This window comes from Bdellovibrio sp. SBM16 (assembly GCF_056175625.1).
Window position 1 is genome coordinate 746,268 of sequence record NZ_JBJKJG010000001.1, and the last position, 24,843, is coordinate 771,110.

Below are 24,843 nucleotides of genomic sequence, written 5' to 3' on the forward strand. Positions count from 1 at the left end.
CTTCAGGTTTGGGTTAGGGTGCGAAGAATATATCTCAATTTAGTTTAAGAAAAAGCTGTCGTGATTTTGTACAGTAAGAGCTTCACGAAAGCGGCGTCAAAGCCGCTTTATCGGCATTAGAAGTCGTAGGTTAGGCCAACGGCTGCGGTAAAGGGCTTGCCTGGTCGGTAGCCAAACGGTTTAAGCGAGGCTGCATAGGTTTTGTTAAGCAGGTTATCTAACTTCAAACGAAGAGTTAAATTTTGTTTAACCTGGTACTGGGCCGTATAGTCAATCAGCCCGTAACCGGGAACTGCAATACGTCCGGCGGCAACGGATTGATCATACATCTTTCCTAAGTGGTTGATGATCAAACTCTGTTTGAATCGGCCAGTTTCAAGACCGATGATTGCTGTCATCTGCGTCTGGGGAATATACGGTAGCGGATCGCCGGAATTTACCTGTCCTGTGCCCCATTCAGCATTTGACGAAATAAAGCTATCGGCAAAATGGCCGTCGATCAGCGTGTAGTTTAACTGCAGCGGAATCCAGAATTTCTGCCATTGTAATCCTTTAGATAAGCGGGCTTCAATGCCCTGGATCAGGGCACGGCCGCCGTCATACTGCTGATCCAGTTGTAAGGCAGAACAACCGGTCGATGCCGTACAGGTTCCGGTGATATTGTCGTAGTCGTTATGAAAGTATAATACTTCAATCTGCTCATGGTGCGGTTTAGACTGCCACGCCAGTGAAATTTCTTTGTTCATACTTTCTTCGCGTGACTCTTTACCTAATGAATCAAGTCCTGAAAGAGTGGCCGCCTGATTGACCGCCAAGCGAGAGCTTAAGGCTTCATTAAACTGGTACGCCAGACCAATACCCGGGATAAAAACCGAGTCGCTGCGCTTTTTAGAGCGGTTATTCAGGGTATCATCAAAATTAAATGTTACCGATTCATAACGAAACTGCGGAAGTAGCGTAAACTTTCCAAATTGGGTTTCGTCCTGGCCACTGAACGCCAGTGCCGTCGCACTTTCTTCATTGCGCGCCGTTATTACGCGCGCATCATGCGTGCGCACCATTTCGCCGCCGGTCATTGCGTAGTAGTCAGCATCGTGTTTGCGAAGGATCTGATCGCGGTGAATGAGGGCTTTTAAAACAGTTTTTGACGGCAAGTTTTGCGACCAGAGATTGTTAATTTCTAACTGGCTCTGCAGGCCCTGACTGAAATACTCGCGGTCATTATTGGCCATCAGTAAATCAGCATTGGCCCCTAAATTGGCCGAATCTTCACTGCCATTAAGTACTTCATAGAAAGACTGGTTAGTGCCGGTTGGGTCTTTTAAAATATTACGGATAATGCGGGTGCTGTCGCGAAAGCCATCTAAGCGGTACCACGTACGCTTAAATGTATGATGGTAGAGAGTTGTTTTGATGTGCGACTGGCTGCCGGTCTCAGTTAAATGCTCTAACTGAAATTTTTTATGGGTCCACTTCATCTCATCAAGTTCTGATGAGTTATAACGACGGTAGGGTTTGTTTTCAAAATCGGTTTCGCTTAAGCCTAAGTAAGTTTCATTCGAATTTTCATGACCGTAACCGAATCGTAACTCAATGAGATGTGCATGTCCTGAAATTTCTAAAGCCCGCTGGATTTTCAGTAAAACGTGGTTTTGTAAAAAGCCGGTGTCACCGCCGTTATCAAGTTCTTTAAAGCCCTTAGACTTATTGTGGCCGTAGATTAAAACGACTCCGTATTCAGAAAGTTTTTTGTTTAAACCTAATTTCACAATGCCGGTATTAAAGCTGCCATAGCTTAGGTCAGCGGTTGTTCTGTCCTGGGCAATATAGTCAGGAGTTTTATAATTAACAGCTCCGCCGATTGAGTTCGGTCCAAATGGCAGTGCGCTAAACCCTTTAAAAACCTCCAGCGATTCGGTGGTTAACATCGATGGTGTGTAGTACGCAGCCGGGGCGGCATACGGAGCCGGGCCGATCAGCACGCCGTCTTCTAAAATCACCACTTTCTTACTGCGGTCGGGATTAGTGCCGCGCAGACCGATATTGGGTCGAAGTCCGACGCCGTCTTCTTCGCGGATATAAACACCCGGTGATTCCCTTAAAGCCCGCGCCACATCCGTCGTGGCAATATTTTTTAACCGGGTTTTAGAAATCTTTTTCGCAGAAAAGCCGTTGTTAAAATCATCAACCAGCACGTCACTGATTTCAAGAGTGGATAATTCGGTGGCTTCAGCTTCCTGTTGAGCTTCTTGCGAAAATAAAGGCCCGCTGAACAGCAGTCCTGACAGCAAATATAATACAAGTCTTTTCATTAGTCGTTATCACCTTGATAGATCGGTGGGGCGTTTAATGAAAGTGCTACCAATACTTCAGTTTTCATTGTCGTGGTAATGGCGCGGATATCTTCATATAAACTGCAAAGCTCAACAATGCGGTTATCGCTGGAAGATAGAAGACATTGTTCAGGTTCAATTTGTGCGGCTAATGTGGCTAAATCACCCTGTGCTTTAACTATTTTTAAACTGCTTTCAGCACGCTCAATAAAACGAGCGATCTTTTCGGCGATTTCGGGATGGTTGCCCTGTTTTAAATAGTCATCAATGCCAAAAGCATTAACTGAGTTTGGGCTGCCGCCGAAGAATCCAAGTTTAAAAGCTTCTAAGCGCGCTTCGATCGCCGTAAACGCACTTTTTGAAAAGCTGTGTTCACTGCGCTCAGGGCATTTTCCGGTTGTGCATTCTTTTTTGTTTTTTCCGGTCGGAATACCAAGGCGGATATCTTTAACTGCTTCTAAAGAAAATAACGCATTGGTGATTTCATTAATCGCAGCTTTATGACTTGGATATTTTGAGCCATCTACCAGAGTTTTTGAAAAATTGCCATTTTGGCGGTCCCATTTTGTCTTTAACTTGTCTGCCAATGCTGTTAACTCGGTAGCTAAAACTACGGCTACTTCACAGCGGCTCTTGGCTTTGGCTTCGGTAGGCAAAGCTAACCAGTCTGTCAGCATCGGGTGGGCTTTTAAATTACATTTTACAGCGTCAGTGCCGGCAAATAGCAGATACTCAAGAGCATCTAAACCCTTAGAGTTGTAGGGAAGTGTTTCGTGAATCTGGCCATTAAAGGCGATATCGTATGCAGCTTTGTCGGCACGGCATAAGTTTGTGACCGGCCAGCTGTAAAGCTTAGCTCTGACATCGAGGTTGGTGACTGGATCTACTTCAGTCATTGGCCCGATCGCTAAAGCATCTACTTTGTGAAAACTGGTCACAACGCTTTCCCATTGCTTTACCAATTCAGGGTTGATCGCAGCATTTGTTTTGCAGGCCTGTTGTAAACGCAATAAAAATATCTGCATCTCCTGGAAAAACTTTTCGTTAGCCGGTGCGACAACATTTAAGCCGGTATTTAATAATAACTTCTCTTCGCTGAACTGGCCTAGGGTTGGCTCTTCGAACGAATCCGGAAACGGATTGATTTCAGGCTTATCGCCCTGCCCAGACGGACCGTTTGCGGCCTGTACGGTTTTGGATTTTTTATTATTAAAAAAATCACTGCAGGCAGTAAAAGTAAAGATCAAGCTTGCAAGTACAACAATAGATTTTTTCATCGGTATTACAGTCTCCTTAAGGTGTCAGCACTACAGTTTAAACTCAACAGGTAAAACAAACTTCCAGGTGGTGCGCTGTATTTCATCCGGAAAAGGTTTAAACGTTTTAGTTTCAATTAACAGGTTTTGCACCGACTCATTTAAGCTTGCATGGGCTGCCGGTGCTAAAATTTCGCTATGGATAATTTCGCCACGGCGGTTAATTTCAAATTTGATGGTCACGCGGCCAGTGTGACCCATTTTTTTAGCCATGACGGGATATTTTTTTCTTTTTTCAAGATCGTATTTAAGTTCGGCAATGTAGATTTCTTCGCTAGTTTTTGCCAGGCGTCCGATTTGTCCGCCCTCGGTCGAATTTTTCACCGGCTGAGCCGTGTTAGCTTGCGTTTTTTCAGAAACACCATCCGCCGTTTTTTCTGTTAACGGCCGGGTAGTTTTAACTTTGGCTTCCGTTGTTTTAGGCAACGCAAAGTTTTTTACCGATTGGTGTAGAACAATATTTACCATGTCGTTCAACTTGGGATCAGCAGATTTTAGTTTGCCTGAGTTAAAAAACAAAAGAGACGCACAAATCATGTGCGCCACCAGTGAAGTTAGAATAAATGGATTGAATTTACTTGTACTCGACATCTTTGATGATTTGTAAAGCGGTTGGCGTACTTTTACCCAGAGTTTCCCAGGAAGCTTGTTCGGTTTTGAATAAGCCCCAGTCTTTTATTAAAGATGAAGGGATTAAGTTAGCCTTTGCGGGATAGTCAAAGTGGTGAGCTGTCCATTGCAGCTGATTTTTATCCGCTAACATAAATTCCATGAATTTTTCAGCTGCGGCCTGGTTTTTAGAATTTTTGAAGATACCAATCCCGGCACCGTTGGTGTGTGTACCAGTTGTACCTTGGTTTACGAAGGCCATTTTTACTACGATTGCGGGGTTAGCAGCGGTCTGTTGCGCTAAGTAGTAGTGGTTTACGATACCGACATCACAAACACCAGAAGCGATAGCGTTAATAACTGCATTGTCGTTTGCTAATGGATCAACGGCTAAATTAGCGATTAATGATTTTAAAAAATCAGTCGTTTTTTCTGAACCTAGGTTATGAACTAAGCCAGACACTAAGGCGTGGTTATATGGGTGTGAGCCAGAACGAACGCAAATACGGCCGGCCCAGATATCCTGGCTTAAGTCAGTGTAGTCTTTAATATCAGCAGGGTTAACCGTTGTTGAATTGTAGATTACCGAACGGGCGCGGAAAGAAAGTGCGGTCCAGAGATTTTTGCTGTTGCGCATTTGTTCAGGAACAGAAGAAGTAACTGCAGTTGAAGTGAAAGGCTTGAAGTAACCTTGGTCAGCCAGTTCGTTTAAGTAGATAAAGTCTTTAACAAAGATTAAATCGGCCGGCGAAGCATCACCTTCAGCATCGATTTTTGCCTTGATGGTCGGGTAGGCTAACTCTACGAAAGTTATTTTTTCGCCGGTTAAAGCCGTAAATTCGTTGGCGAGCGGTTGTAAGTTTGCAACAACGCGGTCAGTGTAGATGGTTAAATCAGCGAAAGCTGGTTGTGAGCAGATAAGTGCAGCAGCTATTAGTAATGCCTTTTTCATATTCGACTCTCCTTATTAGAGTGATTGTTTTTTAATTGGACGCTCTTCTCATAAGGGGTATTGGGTAAAAACCAAACTATTTAGTGCAGTCTTTAGCTTGTTGAAATTAAGCTGATAGTAAGTTGAAAACGTATTGAGATTATTCTAAACCGAAGCGTATTTTTTTTACATTTTTCGCCGACACGTAGGTGCCAAACAGTTGGTCCCACACTGAAAGTGACACCCCGAAGTTGCGGTCGAAATGTTTAGGGTCTGTCGAGTGGTGTATCTGGTGCTGTTTGGGTGAAATGAAAATACGCTCGAGCAGACCAAACGAAAATCCGATATGGCTGTGGCGCAGATTGCTGCCCAGCAGATTAAACGCAAAGCCAAAAAAGTTAACACCTAAAATCGTCGTCATGGTTAACTGCGACTGAAATAGAAAAACAAAAAGTCCGGTCGCAAGACCCAAACTAAGGCTATTGCGTACAGTGGCTATGGCCGACTCAACCGGGTGAGTGCGGTACAGTGTCACCGGCGTAAGTGTGGTGGCCGAATGGTGGGTGCGGTGAAATTTCCACAGCCAGGAAATGCGGTGCATGCCGTAGTGATGGATAAAACGGATAAAATCATCGCACACAAAAAAGGCCAGCGTGAATAAAAACAAACTGAAATTGCTGGGCGGCAGGGTTTCAGGCTCTGGACGGATCTTTTGCAAAGTGTGAATCAAAAACATTGAGATGTTAAAGGTCACATCCAGAAACGGGATGAAAATAAAAATTTTCAGCACAGAGTTCAGGGCATAGATCTGGTAATCAAAACGGCTCGATTTATTCCACCAGTAGTTTTTATTGAAAAATATTCTTTTTAGATAACGCCAACGGATCACCTGCTGCCAGTTTTTTTTCTTAACTGCGACCGTCCAGAAGACTATAAATGCAACGCAAAACACCAGATTAAGGTGAAAAAGGCGTGAGGTCGGGTCATCTATCGGCACTAAAAAGCGATCGACCCATTGCTGCAGTTGCGGCATGAGGTTTGGCATGGCTTAAAGTGTATAAAGTTGGGGCAGGCAGAGTACAAGAAATTTTGTGAGGTTTTCAATTGTCTTTCAATACGTTCACTGTCACCTTGAAACGAGTGGCTGTTTAGACGGATTTTTTGTCACAAAATAAATTTAGTTTCCTAGTAAGAGTGTATGATGATGCAGACTTTTAAAATTAATGGCATGACCTGTGAATCCTGTGTATCTAAAGTGACACAGAAAATTTCCGAGCTCCACGGTGTGGCTAAAGTCCACGTCGACTTGGCCACAAAAAAGGCTGAGATCGACTCGGTTGAGCCGGTTTCACTTTTACAGCTGCGAATGGCGCTTGAGGATTTGCCAAAGTATTCTGCCGACTACGATGATGATCACAGTGGCGCAGACGTGAGTGCGATCAATGGTAAAGAATCAGCTTTTAAGACATACAAACCATTAATTGTTCTGTTCTCTTTTATTGTGGCGGTCAGTGTGGCCTGGCAATATAGCCAAGGGCATTTTTCAGCGATGGTGTTTATGCGCCAGTTGATGGCAGGCTTTTTTATCGGCCTGTCGTTTTTTAAATTTTTAGATTTACAGGCATTTAGTACGGCTTTTGCAAAGTATGATCCTTTGGCTAAAACCATCCGTGGTTACGGCAGACTTTATCCGTTTATTGAGTTGGCTTTGGGGTTGTTATTTGTCGCCGGAGTCGGGTTAAAAGCCGCCAATATTTTAACTGTTTTGGTCTTAAGTGTGACGACGGTTGGGGTTGTGCAAAAGATCACTTCGAAGAATCAGATTCAATGCGCCTGTCTCGGGGCCGGTTTTAATTTACCATTGTCTTGGGTGACAGTCGCTGAGAACCTAGCTATGGTCTTAATGGCGCTTTACAGCTTGTCTATTGGATAAAACCTCATACAATTTTGGTATGTCGTTTAAATACTTATTATCAACTTTACTTGTTTTATTACCGATGAAAACCTTCGCCGCCGGTTACACCACACTTGGCTTTATGTACATCAGCGAAGACCGCGGAGTCGATGGGGGCACCAGCAGTATCACCCGGACATTGATTGATTTTGGCGCCGGTAAAATCTGGGGTAACGGTTTTGCCTTAGGCTTTAAATACGGTTCAGAGCAAAATGAATATCCCGGTGGAAGTATGAATCGCACGGGGCTTGGCCCGTCTATCGGCTACCTGCATAAGAAAAATCAGGGTTTTTATATTATGGGCACCTACTTTATTAACCCAGCGCTTTCTGGCGGGTATAAAGGAAACGGCACGCAAGTGGATATCGGATATCGTTTTGCCCTAGATAAAGTTTCAATCGGGCCGCAGCTTAGTCAAAAAAACTTCACTTTTGACGAAATCGACGGTAGTCCGATTTCTCCAGCTTATGTAGATAACCGCGTTGATCCATATTTTACCGTGTGGATTGATTTTTAATATTTTAGCAAACGAGGATTCGGCAGAATGAAAAAAATAGTTATCCCGAGTCCCGGAGGCTATGACAAATTGCAGATCCAAGAATTTGCAGATCTAGAATCCGATAGGGATTCGGTGGTGGTCAGTGTAAAAGCCATCGGCGTAAATTATGCCGACTGTCTGGTGCGCTTTGGTGTGTACGAATCGGCAAAAAAATATGTCGGCTGGCCGATCACGCCGGGCTTTGAATTTTCAGGACAAGTAAAATCAATTGGCGATAGAGTTTCCCGTTTCAAAGTCGGCGATCAGGTCGTGGGTATTACATTGTTTAACGCTTATGCCACTGAAGTTAAAGTTAAAGAGGCAAATTTGTTTCATTTGCCGAATGGATTTTCATTAACAGAAGCGGCAGGTTTTCCGACGGTGTTTTTTACCGCCTACCATGCCCTTTTTCAGCTGGTAAAAATTTACCCGAAGTCACATTTACTGGTGCACTCAGCCGCCGGCGGTGTTGGTTCAGCTCTGGTGCAACTGGCAAAGGCGTTTAACTTTACCGTAACCGGGGTGGTAGGTTCTTCCCATAAGGTGGGTGATGTGAAAGCATTGGGGGCTGATTACGTCATCGATAAATCCACCCAAAATCTGTGGCATGAAGCCCAAAAGATTGCACCCGGGGGGTATGATGTCATCTTTGATGCCAATGGGTATACGACTTTAAGTGACGGGTACAAACATTTACGTCCGGTGGGAAAGCTGATCTCTTACGGGGCGCACTCGTTGCTTCCGCGCGGAGGTGGCTCTGGCCGGGTTAATTATTTTAAAGCACTGGTTGGCTTAATTAAAACCCCCAGGTTTAATCCGCTGCAATTAATTACCGACAATAAATCTGTGGTCGGTTTTAATTTATCATTTTTATTTGCCAGACAGGATTTGGCAAACGAAGCCATGACCGATCTTATGCGCTTAGCTGTCGAGAAAAAAATCAAACCATTAAAGACTACGACTTTTAAGTTTGCGGACGTGGGTTTGGCTCACCAGGCTTTAGAGTCAGGCAAAACAGTCGGTAAAATTGTCTTGCTGGTGGATTAGCTAAAGCACTTCGGCAACTGTGTCCGCAACCAAAAATACCAACTCACGCGCATTCGCTGGGTCTTTCCATTTTGGATCCATCAGCTGGCCAACTTTTGTTGAGCCTTTTTTCATTAAAAATTCGCCCAAAGCGGCAACGCCATCTTCTTTTTCGCACACGCGCATAAAGTCCATGGCCAAAACATTAGTTGTGCCTTCCCAGATTGAAAACACCTGGGCATCACGTAACAGTCGTGGAAGTCCGGTGTCTTCAATGTAGCCCGCGCCGCCGAAAGCTTCGAGAGCCTCACTTGCAATCAAGATCGATTTTTTAGCGGTATATAGTTTTATAATCGGTGTCAGGGCCCGTAATAATTTTTTCTCAAGGTCGGTGGCAACACCACATTCTTCTTTACCTAAAAGACCAACGACAAAAAACGTTAAATCAAAACACTTTTTAAATTCATCTTCAAGATGTTGTAAAGTCTTGCGGTGCAGTGGATGATTAATAATGGCATCACCAAAGGCCACACGTCGTTTGGCGTAATCCCAGGCTAAATCTAAAGCGCGGCGTGAATGTCCGAGGGCACAGATCGAATTGTAAACACGCGTGATATTTAACACGCTGGCGATTTTTTTTACGCCATCACCTTCACCGGCAATCAAACGCGCCGGCGTGTTATGTAAAGTCAGCTCGGCTGTAGGCAGTGCTTTGGTTCCTAATTTATCTTTAAGGCGGTGCACTTCAATGTTGTTGAGCTGGTTATTTTGATCCCGCAGTTCAAGATAAAAAAGCGATAACCCTTTATTGCCGTGAGTTGCGCCGTCTGGTCGCGCCAGTGTCAGTGTCATCTGAGATGTTGTGGCCGAGGTAAACCATTTAGTGCCTGAGAGAGTGTAGTTTTTGGCATCGATCTTTTTAGCGGTCGTGCTGGTCATACTAACATCCGAGCCGCCGGTCCGTTCGGTCATCCATTGGCCAGAGGTCCAAAAAGTTTTTGGGTCACGCGAGGTTAAATTTTTAAAAGCTTTTTCTTTTAAATCAGTATCACCGTAAAGTTCGAGGGCCCGGGCAGCGCCATCGGTCATAGCCAGCGGACACGAGTAAAAAGCACTCGACGGTGAGTAAAGATATAATAGCGCCATCTGGTAGTAACGTGAAAACTCTTTTTGTTTGCGTTCGTAGGCTGTTGCCACAATACCTTCGGTGGCTGCAGCTTTTTCCAGGTTCTTCCAGCCTTCAGAGGTTTCTATGTTATCAATGCGCTTACCCCAGGGAGAAAACGGGACATGTTTTGGCGGGTGCGCTTCAGCCTCTTGAGCCCAGCTTAACCACTGGCCTGCAGCTAACTGACCGACATGAGTCAGGTGTTCAAAAATAGCTTTGTGATATTCTTTGGGAACATTTTTTTCTAAGAAAGGTTTTAAGTAGTTATCCGAAGTAAAGGTATTTACAAGCTCTGGTCCGTGTTGGTAAAAATCTCTCATAAATATAGGGGGCCCGTTAATCGCATTTAAGTCAAGTCTTATGGGTCTGCACCTTGCCAAGAGTGAAAGACGCCCCATTGTTATTATCATGGAAGCAGACCAGCCCCGGCTTATTAAAAATTGGTTCACCGCAAAAATAAAAGCCCGTAGCTTTACTGTGACTTCTTTTTTAGTTCTTCTGATTTTTGGTTTAAGTTTCTATGATTGGCTTTCGCTGAACAGTTTATCGGTCAGCTATGAGCAGGTGTTTTTGCAACATCAATACTGGAGATTGTGGAGTGCGATGTTTTCGCACGCTGACATGGGGCATTTGTTAGGTAATGCTTTATTATTTGTACCATTTGCGGTCCTGCTGTCCGGATACTTTAATCTTACGTTGTTTCCATTGTGGGGATTTTTGCTGGGTGGAGTAATTAATGCCTTAACGCTTACAACCATGTCGCCACAAACAGCTCTGCTCGGTATTTCCGGGGTTGTGAACTGGATGGGAGCTGTGTGGCTTACGTTATTCTTTTTTGTTGACCGTAGAACGAACTGGCGCAGACGTTTTGCCGTAGCTCTATTTTCAAGTTTGGTGCTGTTTGCACCGCAGGAGTTTAAGCCTGAAGTCAGCTATGCCGCCCACCTGATCGGCTTCGGATTTGGGATTATTACCGGACTGGTCTATTTTTTTCTGCATCAGAAAGAATTCTTGGCCGCTGAAGTTTATGAGTTACCCCTTGCAACTGAACCTGAAGGCACCTACTAAGATTTAGAGCTGTTAAGTTTACGCTTTTCCAGTTTTTCTTTATAGAATGTTTTATCGGCGATATAAATTGAGCGTTCTAGTTCTGAGTAGATGATGCCGTCTTTATCCACCCAGTGCACGATGGCTACATGTGTGGTTTCACCATTGGCTTTAACGTCAGCTTTAACTTTAGTTAAAATTTCCGGCGTGATTTTGAAAATAGCGTACAGCGGTTTTTTGCCCGGGCGTTTAAATTTGATCGAAGCTGATTTGTCCCAGACGACAAAATCTTTTCCCAGCATGTGCATGAACATCAGCATATAAAAAGGGTCGGTGGCTGAGAACTGGCTGCCGCCGAAAATGGTGCGCACGTAGTTCATGGTCCACAAGTTTAATTTAAGTCGTAAATGCACTTCGCTCCAGTCACCTGACCAGAACAGAATTTTGGCGCCTGTACCAAAGAACATCGGATACCAGTTCATGCCGATACGAAAGCCTTTGGTTTTCAGTGATTCTTTTTTTTCGGTTTTAAGTAGTGTGAGCGCCATAGATATAGTGTAAGCGCAAACGAGATAAAGTCGAGAAGATTCAGATTAGTAACTCTAGAGTAGAGTTGCTAATCTATTTAAACAAAATTAATTTGCAAAGGGCATTTCAAAGCTGATGATCTGGCAGCTGCCAAGCTCAGTCGTAACACGGTAGGCAGAATAAGTTAACTCACCGGCAGTAAAGATGACATCATAAACTTCGTAACCACCTTCTTCAACATGCGCCAGATCAACGATTTCAACTTTATGGTCTGTTGGTTGTAGTTTGGTGTTTAACTGAAATAACATCGCAGCAGCCTGTACTGCTTGTTCTGCGCAAATCACCTGAATCTGTTTTGCCGGTTGTGCGGGTTGCTCTTCAGCAAAGGCGAAAGTCGTTGCGAATAAAGCGCTGACGATGACTAAAATTTGTTTCATGGAAATTCCCCTTCGAATAGATTGGTTTTTTTTTATTTTGTACCGTGAAGGTCTGAAATACTCCAGCGGCAACTGCCGGATATATAAAAATTAGTTAATTATTTCGCTGCTGTATGGGCTTTTGACGGCGGCGGCACTTTTTGTGCTTTTGCGCACCTGTTGCAGCTCTATAAGCAATAGGTTGCTTTATAGCTGTTAAAAAGCGGTCCAAACCCTGCAGTTCATCAGAGGGTGAAATTTTATAAAGCGACTGTGGCTTTTTTACTGGTTTATGTGCAGGTGGTATCGCTCTTAGCGGCACCGCAGGCTTTGCCGTATTTACGCAGCCTTAAACGCCAGGTTTCTTCAGCAGCAGCAGAAGATCTAGATAGCAAATCCCGTGATTCTAAATCCCTGATCATGAATATGGATGGCCCGCAGGGGGCGACGCAGTTTTCTTACACCGAAATCCCGCTCGAACATCCATCGCAGCTTTCTGAATTCTTAGACCGAGAAGAAACCCGCAAAACCGATATTTTACTTTCGACCGATACTCCTGAGATTTATCAGGCCGTGGCGGAAACAGTAGCCAAAAACCAGAAACACTCTGATCGTATGTTCCGCTTTATGCCGATTGGCAAGCTTGCGTCGGTTAAAGAAAGCCTGTCTTCAGGCTGGGCTACATACAGCAAAAATGTAAAAGACACTTTTAGATACGATAAATTAGGTTTATCAATTGTAGTGATCACGACTTCGTTTGATTCTTTTATCTGGATTCACTCGGCATCGATGGATGTTTATCAAAAATCTGCGATGGTGATGATGAATGTGGTATTTGCCGCTGCCTTTGCGCTCGATCGTGATCTGTGGTCAAGAATGACAGTGCCGCTGCGTCACCGGATTATGAAAACCCTAGATAAAATTTCAGGAAAAATGACCGGCAACACCGATGCCGAAGCGGTGTACGCCCGTAAAGTAATCGCGTCGCAGTTTTTGGCGAACCTGTCATACAGTGTGGGCTTTCAGTTATTACGCGCTTCGATCATGTCGTATCATGATCTGGCCACAACCGTAATGACTTCGAATTTTTGGCTGATGTCGCTTAAGGTAGCTGCGATTACCACCATGGCAAGTTTTGCCTGGGGCGAACTGATGGCGGCAGCCAATGCCGAAAAGCACCCGGTGGCAAAAAATGCATTAAAACGATTATCTGATGTGCGCAACATCGTGATGAGTCAGCTGGCCAGCATGGGTATGGTGTTGCAGCCGGGGACTTATGGTTACACGCCGATCATCGCCATCGTGACCAGTGGTACGATTGGGCTTATTGCCTTGATGAAATCAAATAAAGTGATTCAGTGGCTGGAAAATAGCAAGGTAGCCAATATCCTATTTAGAAACCAACGCCAATTAGAAAATCTGGTTAATGATGCCGCATCAGTGGTTCAGGATAAGCTTGAACCAAAAGCACGAGCGAGCCAGCTAGCCTCAGAGCGCGCCGAGCCGCGCGGCGCTACGGTAGGAATGTGTCAGGCATTGTTTAACTAGTAGCTTCTTTGTCACACTTATCACCTGTCCTGTATCACAATGAAACAGCGAAAATTTTAAATAATCATAAAACCCGAATGTCAAAAAGCCGAAAAGAAAGATGTATTGGTCGCCCTTTAGGGCGCTTTGTGGAGGCTCCTTTGAAACAATGGGTTGTTAAATTATTGCAGCAATTGGATATCTCATTTGCCGATTCGGATTCGATCAGCGTTGATTCTGCGCCGATTAAAAAAATGCCGGTGATCAGCGAAGAAAAAGCAACACTGCTTTATATCATGGATGTGTATAACAAACATCTCTTCGATATGGAAAAACACTCGGTCAGAAAAGTGCGTGAAAAATTGGATTTGATGGCTAAAGGGCTGGTTGATCCGGATCCTAAAAACGTTGAAAAGTGTCTGTCAGAAATCCGCCTGTTTTTTTCGAGCTACCGTGTTGATGAGTCAACCTACATTCAAAATACCTTTGATGACTTTAAACGTATCGTCTGGGACTTAGCTGACCAGCTATCTGAAGATATCCGCGAGGATTCGGCCAAAGACGAACAGCTATCAACGCATCTGCAGGATCTAAAAGAAGCGGTCGAAGCGAACTCGCTTGAAACCCTACGTAAAAAATCGCGTCAGTTTATTAACCTGTATGTCGAGCACCAGCATGCTAAAAATGAAACCCGTAAAAAACGTCTAACTTCGGTGAAGAAAAATTTAGACACGGTCAAAAAACAGCTGCTCGAAGCCAACTCGTCATTAAATCTAGATCACTTAACCGGTGCTCATAACCGCAAAAGCTTTGATGAAACCGTTAAAAAGTATGTGCATTTAAACAATATGAACCCGATGCAGGTGAGTCTGATCATTATGGATATCGATTTTTTCAAAAAGATCAATGATACCTATGGCCACGATATCGGTGATTTCGTGTTAAAAGAGTGTGTACGTATCTTAAAATCAGTTTTTCATAAAGATGCCGAGATGGTGGCCCGTATCGGTGGAGAAGAGTTCGTGGTGATTCTGCCAAACCATGCCATTGAACATGCTCTGGTGCGCGCCGAAGAAGTGCAGAAACGAATCCGTTCGGAAGTTTTTGTGCATGGTGAGTCGGTCGTGCGTTTTACGGTGTCGATGGGTATTGCCCAGTTATTAGAAACTGAAAATGCTTCAGACTGGGTAAAACGGGCGGATACGGCTTTATATAAGTCGAAAAACTCAGGCCGCAACCAGTACACAGTGGCTCCGTCATCAGTGCCAAAGCCAGCTCGCGTAGCTTAAGATTAAGTGTTACATTACTAACAGCAAAGCCAGCAGATCCTGCTGGCTTTTTTTATTGCAGATAAAAGCTGTGGTCATAGAGCCACAGTGTAAGATTCCTAACAGTACGATTTCTAACACTGTCTAGAGATTTATATACAGGTTACACCTTAGACAGTTTTCCCCTCTCATATACGCTATAGCCGCGCTGGTATCGCGATTGCTTTGATACTTTGTGTGACGTAACTGTCAAAGCAATAACAAACAAAACTAAATGTTCGGAGGGGAAAATGAACACATCATTCATTAAGGGCGAAGCTTTATCTAAAACATTAACCGCGATGGTTGTAGCGCCGAAAACGCTGTCGAAATCGCTCTTTGTCAGTGCGGGATTTTTAATGGTCTGTTTACTGTCTAACAGTGCCAAAGCGGTCAAAGACGATGTTGTCGTCGCAGTCATTGATACCGGTGTAGATATTGAACATAAAGATTTAAAAAATTCGATCTGGATTAATGCCGGCGAAACGGGGAAAGACAAAATAGGACGTGATAAGGCCTCTAACGGTGTTGACGATGATAATAACGGGTACGTTGACGATATCAATGGATGGAATTTTGTCGATAACAATAATAAAGTGATCGACAACGATGGCCATGGAACACACGTGGCCGGCATTATCCAGAAAGAGTTTAAACACAAAAAACCAGGACGCGGTGACTTGAGTTTAATGGTGCTTAAGTACTTTAACCCCCAAGCCTCTGCCAAGGTCAATGTGATCAATACAATTAAAGCCATTCACTATGCTTCACGGATGAAAGCGCAGGTCATTAACTATTCTGCGGGAGGGGCTGAGCCCGTCCTGACAGAGCTGCAGGCGATCGAGAAGGCGCGTAAACTTGGAATTCTCATGGTCGTTGCAGCAGGGAATGAGCAAGAGGACACGGATGTCATTCGTTACTACCCCGCAAGCTACCGGCTTGATAATATGATCTCAGTGGCCGCCATTGAAAAAGGTGGCGGCCTGACCGACTTTAGTAATTACGGAAAAAACACCGTCGATCTTGCGGCGCCGGGTAAACTGATTTATTCGACACTTCCCAATAATAAGTACGGTTTTTTAAGTGGCACATCGCAGGCAACGGCTTTTGTGACCGGGCACTTGGCTGCCGTCATCGCGGATAAAAAAACAGCAGATTATAAAGGTGCCATTGACCAGTTATTTAAAGAAGCGGTTTTTAACCCAGCGCTTAAAGGACGCACCAAGTTTCAGATGGCCTTATTAGGCGAAATACCCTAAGCTTTTTATGACTTAACCATAAGGATTTTTTTAAATGCACAAGAATCAAGGCCCAGTGTACTACAACGATTATTTAATGCTTGAAAAGTTTCTTTCCTGCCAAGAGCCCTTAAGCAGAAAATTTGCCACGCAAAGTGATCCAGAAGCTCATGATGAAACCTTATTTATTGTGGTCCATCAAGCCTACGAATTGTGGTTTAAACAGATCCTTCATGATTTAGATGCGGTGTTGGCCACATTCAAAAAACCGGTGGTTGAAGACAGAGATTTCAGTTCTATTATCCAGCGTTTGGACCGTATCCGTAAAATCCAGGCGGGGTTTCAGAATAATTTTGAAGTTTTAGAAACAATGACCCCGATGGATTTTTTAGAATTCAGAAGTCTGCTGTCGCCGGCTTCGGGTTTTCAGAGCACCCAGTTTCGCGAAATTGAAATTAAATTGGGATTAAACACAGTTGACCGCGAAGGCATTGACCGCGAATTTTTCCTGGGACGTTTAAACGAAAAAGACCGCGCCCGTTTATCAAGCCTTGAGGCTGTGCCGTCAATGTTGCGCCTTTTAGAGACGTGGTTAGAGCGCACGCCGTTTACGAATAAAGAAAATTTCAATTTCTGGGATGAATACCAAAAGACAATTAATACGATTTTGGCTGACGATAAGGCCACAATCGAGGCCAATGCCGCCCACTTATCAGATAAAGATAAGGCGATGCAGTTAGAAAACCTAAGGCTTACGAAAGAGTCCTTTGATAATTTATTTAACGAAGAGGCGCATAAAAAGATCGTTGAGACCGGCCAGCGTAAGCTGTCACAGAAGGCAATTTTAAATGCGTTATTTATTATGCTTTACCGAGACGAGCCGATGTTATCGATGCCATTTCAGATGATGACTATTTTGATGGATATCGATGAAAATTTTACGACCTGGCGCTATCGTCACGCGCTGTTAGCCCAGCGCATGTTGGGTACAAAAATCGGAACCGGTGGTTCATCAGGGCATACGTATTTAAAAAAAGCCGCTGATAACAACCGTGTGTTTGTGGATTTGTTTAATCTATCAACGTATTTAATCCCGCGCTCACGCTTACCAAAAATTCCGGCAGAGATTAAAAAACAACTGAACTTTTGGGATGCGCCTTAGGCTTACGAATGTATAAAAAGTTTTACCAGCATTTTTTAAACGCCAATCCCGGGATACAGCACTATGCCAGCCACTCCCATCACTACTGGCCCGATGTGACCCGTGAGGCTCATCTAGAGTACTGGAATGACTCGGCCAAATTTGTCGATGATAAGTGGAATTACATTTTCGCCAGCAAGATTCCAAGTGCTCAGAAGCTGATCGCTGATGTGCTGAATTTGTCGTATCCGGAGCAGGTCGTGTTTGCCCCGAACACCCACGAGTTTGTCGGAAGACTTTTGAGTTGTTTTAAGCCCGGTAAAAAAATCAGAATCCTGACCACAGATTCAGAGTTTTACAGTTTCGACCGCCAGATTAACCGACTTATCGAAGAGCAGCTGGTTGAGGTGGTCAAAGTACCTACGCAACCTTTTGCGATTTTTGAAAACCGCTTTAAAGAACATCTTAAGGCCCAGGACTGGGATCTGGTGTTTTTCAGTCAGGTGTTTTTTAACTCTGGTTTTGCGGTTAAGGATCTGGTCGGCATAGTCAGCCAGGTGACAAACCCGGAGACGATCATCGCTGTTGATGGTTATCATGCCTTTATGGCTTTGCCGACGGATTTGCAGGCCCTAGAGGAAAGAATATTCTATATTGCTGGATCATATAAGTACGCCCAGGGCGGTGAAGGGGCGTGTTTTATGGTGGTGCCGAAAGGCACGCAGCTAATGCCGGTAAATACCGGTTGGTTTGCCGGCTTTTCTGGTCTGGCTAACCAAGGTGGACAGGTTGTCTATTCCGAAGATGGTTACCGTTTTGCCGGAAGCACCATGGATTTTTCGGCGCTTTACCGGCTAGAGGCTGCGCTAAAACTGTTTGCTTCTCACAATATCTCAGTTGAGAAGATACATCAGCATGTGCAAGCCCTGCAGAAAGTGTTTATCGATGATATCACTAAATGGGCCCACCCTAAGTACAGTAAATGGCTAAATGAAAAAAATCTTTTAAAACATGATCTGGATCATCATGGCCACTTTCTCACCTTTGATATGATTTCAGCTGAGACGACAAAAATGCTGCACGATGCGTTTTATCAGGCAGGAATTCGAACTGACTATCGTGGCAGCCGTTGGCGTTTTGGCTTTGGTTTATACCAGGATAACCATATCAATTTAAAGGAGCTTAAATGAAAGTGTTAACCCAGAAAAAGTCAGGAAAGTTATGAACATCCGTTTAATGTCTCTCTGTTGTGTATTTTTGTTATCGGCTGTAGCTTCGGCGCAAAAAGAGCCGGTGCTAGCCTCATCAGGAACTGTAACGACAAAAGCACTGATGCAGCAGTTTTTAAGTGAATTAATGTCTTTGCGAAAATACATGGTTTCAGAAAAACGGTTTTCTGACCCTAAAAATACGGTTGAGATTTCACAACGCTTAAAAGAAATGTCGCGTTTATCGGTCGCGGCCGGGCATGATCCATTGCTGAATATAGAAAATTTTAAAATGTCGCGTGAAGTGCTGACCAGTCATATGGCTGAAACCGAGCGAGTTTATAAAACGGGAAATAAAGATTTTGCCCGTTGGATGTTAAACTCGACAGTCTATGTGTGCATGAGCTGTCACACGCAATTGCCGGCGATGGATAAAGCGTTGTTGCAATTTAAAGAAGATGGATCGTTTTATTCTGAATTTGAGCAGGCCGAATTTTTATTTGCGGCACGAAGTTTTCAGGACGCCCTAAGGCTTTATGACTTTGCCATTGAAAAAGGCAGTGATGAAAATTTTGAAGTCGAGCGCGCCCTGGAAAGAGTGGTTGTATATTATAGCCGCATCAAGCGTGATCCAAAGGCAGCGGTAAAAAAGTTAGAAAAATACCGGTTAATTAAAAAATTACCACAAACTCTACGTACGCAGATCAGCGATTGGATTACCCAGTTTAAGATGTTTGAAAAAATGAACTTTAAAAATGTGCCGGCTTGGTCAGCTGAGGAAGTTTTGCAACTTGCGCAAAAGCATCTGCAAGTTAAAGATCAGCCCTATAATTTGGTGACCTATGCGTGGGTGTCTGGGGTGTTATATGAGTATCTGCAGGGTCACGCAGATTCTTCGGCGGCTCCTGAAATTCTGTATTGGCTAGCCATCAGTGATAATCAGATGTCGAACAACGTGTTTTTCTCGTTGGCGCATATGTTCTTGCGAGAGTGTATCGTCAAATATCCAAACACTGTCAGTGCGCAAAAGTGCTATAAAGAATATGAAGAAGAAATAACTTTAAGCTATTCCGGCACCCGCGGCACGGATATCCCACCGGATGTGCGGGCTGATTTAAAAGTCTTAAAGAAAAAGGCCTTCGGTAAATAGCTAACAGGCCTGTTGCGAAATTAATTCGGATCCGACCACAGGGAGCGATCTTTCATCAGTTTTCGATCGCTCACATTGGCAGGGATGGCTTTTGCTGAATAGGCCATCGTTTGGTAAGAACCGTCACGCACTTTTACGGCTTTAACGTCGACATCGACAAGCGCATTGTATTTTTTTTCAACGGCGATAAAGGCCAATTTCATGGTAACATCTTGTTCGTCTACGCCTTCAACCGAAATCGGTTTTTCCAGGCGTTTTACAAAACGCGTTTCTTTACCCTGGCTTTTGTCAAAAACCAGAATCTCCTGCGCCTGTGAAAGAGTGGCTTCATAATTTGTTAAGGCCGTGGCTACATGTTGATCAAAACAAACGCTGCAATATGTGCTGTGGTTTAACTCTTGCGGGCGGGATTGCATAAACTGAAATGCGGTTTCCGGCAAAAACTGCACGCAGGATTTGCACAGAGAATCACTGCAAATTCCGCATTGGTAAGGAGTCTTTTTATGTTGGCAGATCGCGCAGCCGCAACCAGAATTTGTTTGTGAGTTTTCCATGGGTGAAGAAGTACCATAAAAGGTGGCAGATCTTTAAGAGAAATCCCATTTTTTGTGTTTACTTATAGGGGGCTTAAGCTGATCATTGTTATATGAGCAAACAAGAGGCCCACACTGATATAAATTCTACACGTTCTCTTAAAAAAGGCCCGATGGCCATGCTTGAAAACCTGATCCGTAAGTTTTCAACCGTGGCCTTTATTCTGTTTTTACTGCCGTTGGTTTTACTCTATGTGGTGATTCTTGGGTTTGCGATTACGCCGGCGATTTACTTCTTTCAGCAGGTGAATGTCTGGGTTGAAGGGTATTCGTTATTTGTAAAATCACTGTGTTACGGCATGTGTGCCGGTGCAGGGTTTATTTCATTCATCTTATGTCTGATTTTTATTGTTCCGCTTTTTAATGCGCCACTGATCCCATTTGTGCGCCCTTACCGCGGTGCCTGGTATTCGCTTGAATCGATCCCGTGGTATTACCATAATGCCCTAACGTACTTAGTACGTTATACGATCCTGGAGTTTCTGACTCCATCGCCATTAAATATTTTATTTTTTAAAATGATGGGGATGAAAATCGGTAAAAACGTGGTGATCAATACTTCTAATATTTCAGACCCGTGCCTGATCAGGCTTGATGATTACGTTACGATCGGTGGTTCGGCTTTTATGATGGCCCATTACGGGATGAAGGGTTATCTGGTGATTGATAAATTGCATCTTAAAAAAGGTGCCATGGTAGGTCTTGGCGCCAAGCTTTTAGGCGGGGTGACCATCGAAGAACGGGCAACGGTGCTTCCGAACTCGGCGGTATTGCCGAAAACCATCGTTGCAGCCGGCGAAAAATACGGTGTGCAGTCGCAAGTTCACGGTTAATTGCCGCGTTATCTTAAGCTATTCTTTTTGATTTGAAATAATGTAGTTATGCAGTAACCACAGACGAATCTGTTTTAACAGGTGATCGGTCATACCAAAAAAGACGAATTGGTGTAAAAACCCTGCGGCTTCATCTTTACCGCCACCGCTGGGGGCTTTTTCGGTGTAATGGCAGAATGCGGGTAACTCAACGTTCTGGGTTTCATCATCACTTAAAAACACAAACTCACGAAATTCTTTAAAGTGCAGTTCGCGGCTGTACACCAGATTCACATACAGTTCAGAAATTTCAGAGATCTTAACTTTGTTTGCGACCTTCATGGTTTCTTTGGTGGTCACATTGATCAGGTGATTCGGGTCTTTTTCTGATAAGCCGCTCACATGAATCTTTAATTTTTTATAGAAGTAGGAACGATCCAGCGGTTTGATAAACACATCGCGGTACTCGTGGGCCAGTTGTTTTAAATCATCTTCTTTTGGCGCTGTACCGGTGTAGAGCAGGTGAACACATTCTTTTTTAAAGTAGCCAGAAAAATTCTCAAATTTGATCTCGGTCGTATTGATGGTGATGTCGTGGTCAAATGTCGGCGCACCGGTCGCTTTTTTGCTCGGGTCAAGTTTTACGATCTCGCAGGTCAGGTTTTTATAGCGGCTCTGGATTTCTGTGATCAGGTTTTTGTTATCTTCGTTATCCATGCCGATCAGCGCAAGTTTAAGCGGTAAGGTCTGTTTGGGCGGGTTAAAGTTCCACAGCGCACTTGAGACCTGATCAGCTTTGTGGGCTGCGATATATTTACGTAGTACGTTGAGTAGCGGCTGTTCGGCAGCAAAGAACTGAAATTTATTAATAAAAAATCCGGGTTTTTGCGGGTGCGGAACGCTGATCATACATTGGGCCCACACGCTTTGCTTTTTGCCGTGTAAAAACAGGGCCGAAAAATATTTAGAAGCGCTGCCGGCTTCGATCTGCGAATCGCTCAATGTCACAAAGCCCAGTTCGGATATCGTCTGAATCTCTACTTCTTTAAGCAGGGCGATAAAGGCTGTGGCACTTTGTGATTTCATTTCAAGAGGTTGCGCTTTTTTCTTAATTTTTATAGCTAAGTTTAAACTCTCTTTTAAAATCAGGGCATCGAACGGCTTAAAAATGAAATTGTAAATATCAAGCGGGCGGATAAACTTTGCAGCGGTGTGGTTATTCTCGTAGCCGGTCAGTACCACGTAGAATTCTTTGCTGTTCTGGGCTTTTAGTTTGGAGATTTTATCGGGCCAGATGCTAAACGCATAAAGCGCATAATCAAGGACCATAAGATCAAAGGTCCAAAATGAGGCGATCTCTTCTGGCGGTAATGAATTGGCGTGTTTTTCGAAATCTGTGATATCACTGAATTTTTCAATCTGTGCCTGGACGTCGATCGCACGCAGCGAATCCACGATTTGTTCAATAGCCTTTTCTTCACGATCAATAATGAGATAACGGCCCATGCTTAAATTATATCGTGTTTTAAGAGGGTTGACCATCAGGGCTTCTCTGGTAACAATCTAAAGGTCTAGTTATTTCATAACATTTTTAACACAAAAGGGTGTCTCATGATGAAACAGAATTTAGCGGCTTTCTTATTTACTTCGTTTTTTGTTTGTACGGTGGCTTTTGCCAACTCACCGGTGGGTTTTTGGAAAACCATCGACGATGCCACCAATGAACCGCGCGCGATTGTTGAGATCAAAGAAGTCGATGGTAAGTTATTCGGTAACATCGTTAAGACTTTTCCTAAAGAAGGCGACAAAACTGAATGCACTGAATGTTCAGGTGATAAAAAGAATAAGCCGATCATCGGTTTAGAAATTATCTGGAATCTTAAAAAAGACGGCGACGAGTGGAGCGGTGGTCATATCCTGGATCCAAAGAATGGTAAAACTTACAAAGCTAAAATCGCCCTGCAAGAGAATGGCGAAAAGCTAAAAGTCAGAGGCTTTATTGGCTTTAGCTTATTGGGCCGTACGCAAACATGGCTTAAATCTTCAGCACCGTAATTTTCTGAGTTTGGGGCTTTAGACGCTATTTGTTACAACTGAATTTTAACAGTTGCCAGAGTCAGGGGTAATTTGATTATCTCTAACCACAACGAACCACGTATAAGTTGGGGATTGGCCCAACGTTTCTACAAAGCACCGTAATGCTTAACTATGGAGGATAAATGAACTGTTCTAACGGACTAAACACTAAGGTACTTTTAAACCTTATCGCCGCGCTTACATTAACTGTAACAGCTTCATTCGCATCGGCCCAATCAGACTGCAACGATGCATTTATCGAAAAGAAAAAACCTGTACAACAAGAACCAGCCCGCAAAAAACCTTCAAAACCAAACTTTGAAGAACCGACTTCAGCTCCTACGCAACCACTACATCCAAACGAAAAATACCCAATCGGTCCAGATCCAGAAATGACCCCGGGTAAATTATGTGAACACGGTAAAAAACGCTACGCCCAAGGTATCACTTACTGTGAACGTAATGTTTCTGGTGGCGAAAAAAATGCAATTATCGCTGAATATGACTCTGAGTTAGGTTTTAAAATCCGCACGATGAACCGCGGTGATTTTAAGATCGATCATTTTATCCCATTAAGCATCGGTGGATCTAACGATCACGAAAACTTATGGCCACAGCACAAGTCGGTTTACGCTTACACTGATCGTTTAGAGTTACTATTATTCCAGGCGATGGAAGCAGATACGATCAAGCAAATGGATGCAGTTCGCATCATTAAAGAGTGCAAATTAGATTTATCTAAATGCGCTGACTTAGAAGTCGAAGTCGAAGCACTTTTACACTAATTTTAAATTTTAAAGATTTTCTCTCGAGGGGTAGATGGCGTTAACTGTAATGGTAACGCCATTTTTATTTTGTGGTCGCACTGTCAGCTTAAATTATTGAACTTTTGGTAAGTTCTTTAATGTGTCGTCGTACTCTTGCACCAGTTTTCTGATGATCTCTTCGCACGGAAGAATTTCTTCAACTAAGCCCACGCTTTGGCCGGCACTCCATACGGTTTTCCAGCTTGGGCCGGTGGCCGCTTCTTCCAATTTTTTTGAACCTAAATAGTGAATTAAGGGAACGACGTATTTTTTTAAGGTCTTTTGGTCTTTGGCCAATTTTAAATACCACGGAAGATCTAAGCCCATGCGTTCAACATACGGGGTTTTAATTACCGCAGCCGGCGTTCCTGAAATTCTGGTCGTCATAACGATATCTTCCGGCGAGGATTTAATGATGGCATCTTTGTAGGCCTGTTCAACTTTGGCTTCAGTACTTGCGATAAAACGGGTGCCGATACTTACCCCGGCAGCGCCTACGGCCAACATTGAGGCCATGGTTGCGCCGTTGGCGATACCGCCGGCTGCAATCACCGGAATTTCTAATTCTTGCTTCAGCCAGTTTACCAATACGATCGGTGATAATGGGCCCGCATGTCCGCCGGCACCGGCACCGACGGCGATCACGCCATCAGCCCCCAGATCCTGAACTTTTTTGGCGTGCTCAAGATTAATCACATCACAAACGACTTTGGCGCCGTTTTTATGAGCCTCGCTGATTACTTCTTTCGGTGAACCAAGTGAAGTGATAAATAAATTTACTCCGGCATCCAGCGCATGTTTTAGATCTTCTTTGGCGCGCGTATTTGATTTGTTGACGATAATATTTAAACCGATCGGTTTTTTCGTGCGCCTTTTCATTTCTTTTAACGCTTCAATGTATTTTTCAATCGGGCGGTAGTTGAGTGCGGGAAAAGTGCCGATCGCTCCGGCTTCGCTGGCCGCCACAACCATCTCAACATTTGAGACTAAGAACATCGGGGCCTGAATAATCGGGTAGCGGATACCTAACATTTCTGTCAGAGGGGTTTCGATTCTTGTAAGTGCGCTTGTTTGTGTTGTCATATTTAAAGTTTGTCTTATTTATGCAATTGAAGCTAG

24 protein-coding genes and 1 riboswitch are annotated in these 24,843 nt (G+C 43.9%); of the genes, 13 read left to right on the forward strand and 11 right to left on the reverse strand.

Features of this window, described 5'->3' with window-relative positions; genetic code table 11:
- Positions 1-116: 116 nt before the first annotated feature.
- The 5 genes from AC04MM_RS03390 to AC04MM_RS03410 form a co-directional block, all read right to left on the reverse strand.
- On the reverse strand, positions 117-2,312 hold the full coding sequence (locus AC04MM_RS03390; protein ID WP_475378903.1) for a TonB-dependent receptor family protein: 2,196 nt from the start codon (positions 2,310-2,312) through the stop codon (positions 117-119).
- Positions 2,312-3,610, reverse strand: coding sequence for an imelysin family protein (locus AC04MM_RS03395; protein WP_475378904.1), 1,299 nt, complete (start codon positions 3,608-3,610; stop codon positions 2,312-2,314). Before AC04MM_RS03395 ends, AC04MM_RS03390 begins: the two co-directional genes overlap by 1 nt.
- Positions 3,611-3,640: 30 nt before the next feature.
- Positions 3,641-4,240, reverse strand: a complete 600-nt coding sequence (locus tag AC04MM_RS03400) for an energy transducer TonB (RefSeq protein WP_475378905.1) — start codon at positions 4,238-4,240, stop codon at positions 3,641-3,643.
- Positions 4,224-5,210: an extracellular solute-binding protein gene (locus AC04MM_RS03405; RefSeq protein WP_475378906.1), complete on the reverse strand. Its 987-nt coding sequence runs from the start codon at positions 5,208-5,210 to the stop codon at positions 4,224-4,226. The genes AC04MM_RS03400 and AC04MM_RS03405 overlap by 17 nt, the downstream gene beginning before the upstream one ends.
- 139 nt (positions 5,211-5,349) lie before the next feature.
- A complete protein-coding gene (locus tag AC04MM_RS03410) occupies positions 5,350-6,222 on the reverse strand; it encodes a sterol desaturase family protein (protein ID WP_475378907.1) in 873 nt (290 codons plus the stop codon).
- 165 nt (positions 6,223-6,387) lie between these two features.
- Here AC04MM_RS03410 and AC04MM_RS03415 point away from each other — a divergent pair, with 165 nt between their 5' ends.
- Genes AC04MM_RS03415 through AC04MM_RS03425 form a run of 3 tightly spaced genes read left to right on the forward strand, consistent with a single transcriptional unit; the run spans position 6,388 to position 8,728 of the window.
- On the forward strand, positions 6,388-7,122 hold the full coding sequence (locus AC04MM_RS03415) for a heavy-metal-associated domain-containing protein (RefSeq protein WP_475378908.1): 735 nt from the start codon (positions 6,388-6,390) through the stop codon (positions 7,120-7,122).
- 19 nt (positions 7,123-7,141) lie between these two features.
- Positions 7,142-7,660 carry a hypothetical protein gene (locus tag AC04MM_RS03420; RefSeq protein ID WP_475378909.1) on the forward strand — a complete coding sequence of 173 codons (519 nt, stop codon included), beginning with the start codon at positions 7,142-7,144 and terminating at the stop codon, positions 7,658-7,660.
- A gap of 27 nt (positions 7,661-7,687) precedes the next feature.
- Positions 7,688-8,728, forward strand: a complete 1,041-nt coding sequence (locus tag AC04MM_RS03425) for a zinc-binding dehydrogenase (protein ID WP_475378910.1) — start codon at positions 7,688-7,690, stop codon at positions 8,726-8,728.
- On the opposite strand, the gene AC04MM_RS03430 is transcribed toward AC04MM_RS03425, so the two are convergent.
- Positions 8,729-10,195 (reverse strand): acyl-CoA dehydrogenase family protein, encoded by a 1,467-nt coding sequence (locus tag AC04MM_RS03430; RefSeq protein ID WP_475378912.1) that lies wholly within the window; start codon positions 10,193-10,195, stop codon positions 8,729-8,731. It lies immediately after the preceding gene.
- 157 nt (positions 10,196-10,352) lie between these two features.
- On the opposite strand from AC04MM_RS03430, the gene AC04MM_RS03435 reads away from it, so the two are divergent.
- A complete protein-coding gene (locus tag AC04MM_RS03435) occupies positions 10,353-10,943 on the forward strand; it encodes a rhomboid family intramembrane serine protease (RefSeq protein WP_475378913.1) in 591 nt (196 codons plus the stop codon).
- Here the strand turns inward: AC04MM_RS03435 and AC04MM_RS03440 are convergent.
- Together AC04MM_RS03440 and AC04MM_RS03445 are read right to left on the reverse strand one after the other, a co-directional pair.
- A complete protein-coding gene (locus tag AC04MM_RS03440) occupies positions 10,940-11,470 on the reverse strand; it encodes a DUF4442 domain-containing protein (RefSeq protein ID WP_475378914.1) in 531 nt (176 codons plus the stop codon). The genes AC04MM_RS03435 and AC04MM_RS03440 overlap by 4 nt on opposite strands.
- Before the next feature lie 87 nt (positions 11,471-11,557).
- The gene (locus tag AC04MM_RS03445) at positions 11,558-11,887 is read right to left on the reverse strand and encodes a hypothetical protein (protein WP_475378915.1); all 330 of its coding nucleotides are present in this window, start codon (positions 11,885-11,887) and stop codon (positions 11,558-11,560) included.
- 231 nt (positions 11,888-12,118) lie between these two features.
- Between AC04MM_RS03445 and AC04MM_RS03450 the strand changes: the two genes are divergently transcribed.
- The 6 genes from AC04MM_RS03450 (at position 12,119) to AC04MM_RS03475 (ending at position 19,437) form a co-directional block, all read left to right on the forward strand.
- Positions 12,119-13,414 (forward strand): hypothetical protein, encoded by a 1,296-nt coding sequence (locus AC04MM_RS03450; RefSeq protein ID WP_475378916.1) that lies wholly within the window; start codon positions 12,119-12,121, stop codon positions 13,412-13,414.
- A gap of 140 nt (positions 13,415-13,554) precedes the next feature.
- Complete coding sequence (locus tag AC04MM_RS03455; RefSeq protein ID WP_475378917.1) at positions 13,555-14,682, forward strand: GGDEF domain-containing protein; 1,128 nt, start codon at positions 13,555-13,557, stop codon at positions 14,680-14,682.
- A 269-nt stretch (positions 14,683-14,951) separates the two neighbouring features.
- Positions 14,952-15,959: a S8 family peptidase gene (locus AC04MM_RS03460; RefSeq protein WP_475378918.1), complete on the forward strand. Its 1,008-nt coding sequence runs from the start codon at positions 14,952-14,954 to the stop codon at positions 15,957-15,959.
- 34 nt (positions 15,960-15,993) lie between these two features.
- Positions 15,994-17,100 carry a tryptophan 2,3-dioxygenase family protein gene (locus tag AC04MM_RS03465; protein WP_475378919.1) on the forward strand — a complete coding sequence of 369 codons (1,107 nt, stop codon included), beginning with the start codon at positions 15,994-15,996 and terminating at the stop codon, positions 17,098-17,100.
- A gap of 8 nt (positions 17,101-17,108) precedes the next feature.
- Complete coding sequence (locus AC04MM_RS03470; protein ID WP_475378920.1) at positions 17,109-18,269, forward strand: aminotransferase class V-fold PLP-dependent enzyme; 1,161 nt, start codon at positions 17,109-17,111, stop codon at positions 18,267-18,269.
- Between the two features lie 31 nt (positions 18,270-18,300).
- Positions 18,301-19,437, forward strand: a complete 1,137-nt coding sequence (locus AC04MM_RS03475) for a hypothetical protein (RefSeq protein ID WP_475378921.1) — start codon at positions 18,301-18,303, stop codon at positions 19,435-19,437.
- A 20-nt stretch (positions 19,438-19,457) separates the two neighbouring features.
- Here AC04MM_RS03475 and AC04MM_RS03480 read toward each other — a convergent pair whose 3' ends face one another.
- Positions 19,458-19,991, reverse strand: coding sequence for a hypothetical protein (locus tag AC04MM_RS03480; RefSeq protein ID WP_475378922.1), 534 nt, complete (start codon positions 19,989-19,991; stop codon positions 19,458-19,460).
- Between the two features lie 92 nt (positions 19,992-20,083).
- Between AC04MM_RS03480 and AC04MM_RS03485 the strand changes: the two genes are divergently transcribed.
- Positions 20,084-20,863 (forward strand): acyltransferase, encoded by a 780-nt coding sequence (locus tag AC04MM_RS03485; protein ID WP_475378923.1) that lies wholly within the window; start codon positions 20,084-20,086, stop codon positions 20,861-20,863.
- Between the two features lie 18 nt (positions 20,864-20,881).
- Here the strand turns inward: AC04MM_RS03485 and AC04MM_RS03490 are convergent, their stop codons facing one another.
- Entirely contained in the window at positions 20,882-22,348 is a 1,467-nt protein-coding gene (locus AC04MM_RS03490; RefSeq protein WP_475378924.1) for a hypothetical protein, read from the reverse strand.
- A 105-nt stretch (positions 22,349-22,453) separates the two neighbouring features.
- On the opposite strand from AC04MM_RS03490, the gene AC04MM_RS03495 reads away from it, so the two are divergent.
- Together AC04MM_RS03495 and AC04MM_RS03500 are read left to right on the forward strand one after the other, a co-directional pair.
- Complete coding sequence (locus AC04MM_RS03495; RefSeq protein WP_475378925.1) at positions 22,454-22,897, forward strand: DUF2147 domain-containing protein; 444 nt, start codon at positions 22,454-22,456, stop codon at positions 22,895-22,897.
- Positions 22,898-22,975: 78 nt separating this feature from the next.
- Positions 22,976-23,071: riboswitch (purine riboswitch) on the forward strand.
- Positions 23,062-23,703 (forward strand): hypothetical protein, encoded by a 642-nt coding sequence (locus tag AC04MM_RS03500; protein ID WP_475378926.1) that lies wholly within the window; start codon positions 23,062-23,064, stop codon positions 23,701-23,703. Its footprint overlaps the riboswitch before it by 10 nt.
- Before the next feature lie 93 nt (positions 23,704-23,796).
- Here the strand turns inward: AC04MM_RS03500 and AC04MM_RS03505 are convergent, their stop codons facing one another.
- On the reverse strand, positions 23,797-24,807 hold the full coding sequence (locus AC04MM_RS03505; RefSeq protein WP_475378927.1) for an NAD(P)H-dependent flavin oxidoreductase: 1,011 nt from the start codon (positions 24,805-24,807) through the stop codon (positions 23,797-23,799).
- Positions 24,808-24,843: the final 36 nt, after the last annotated feature.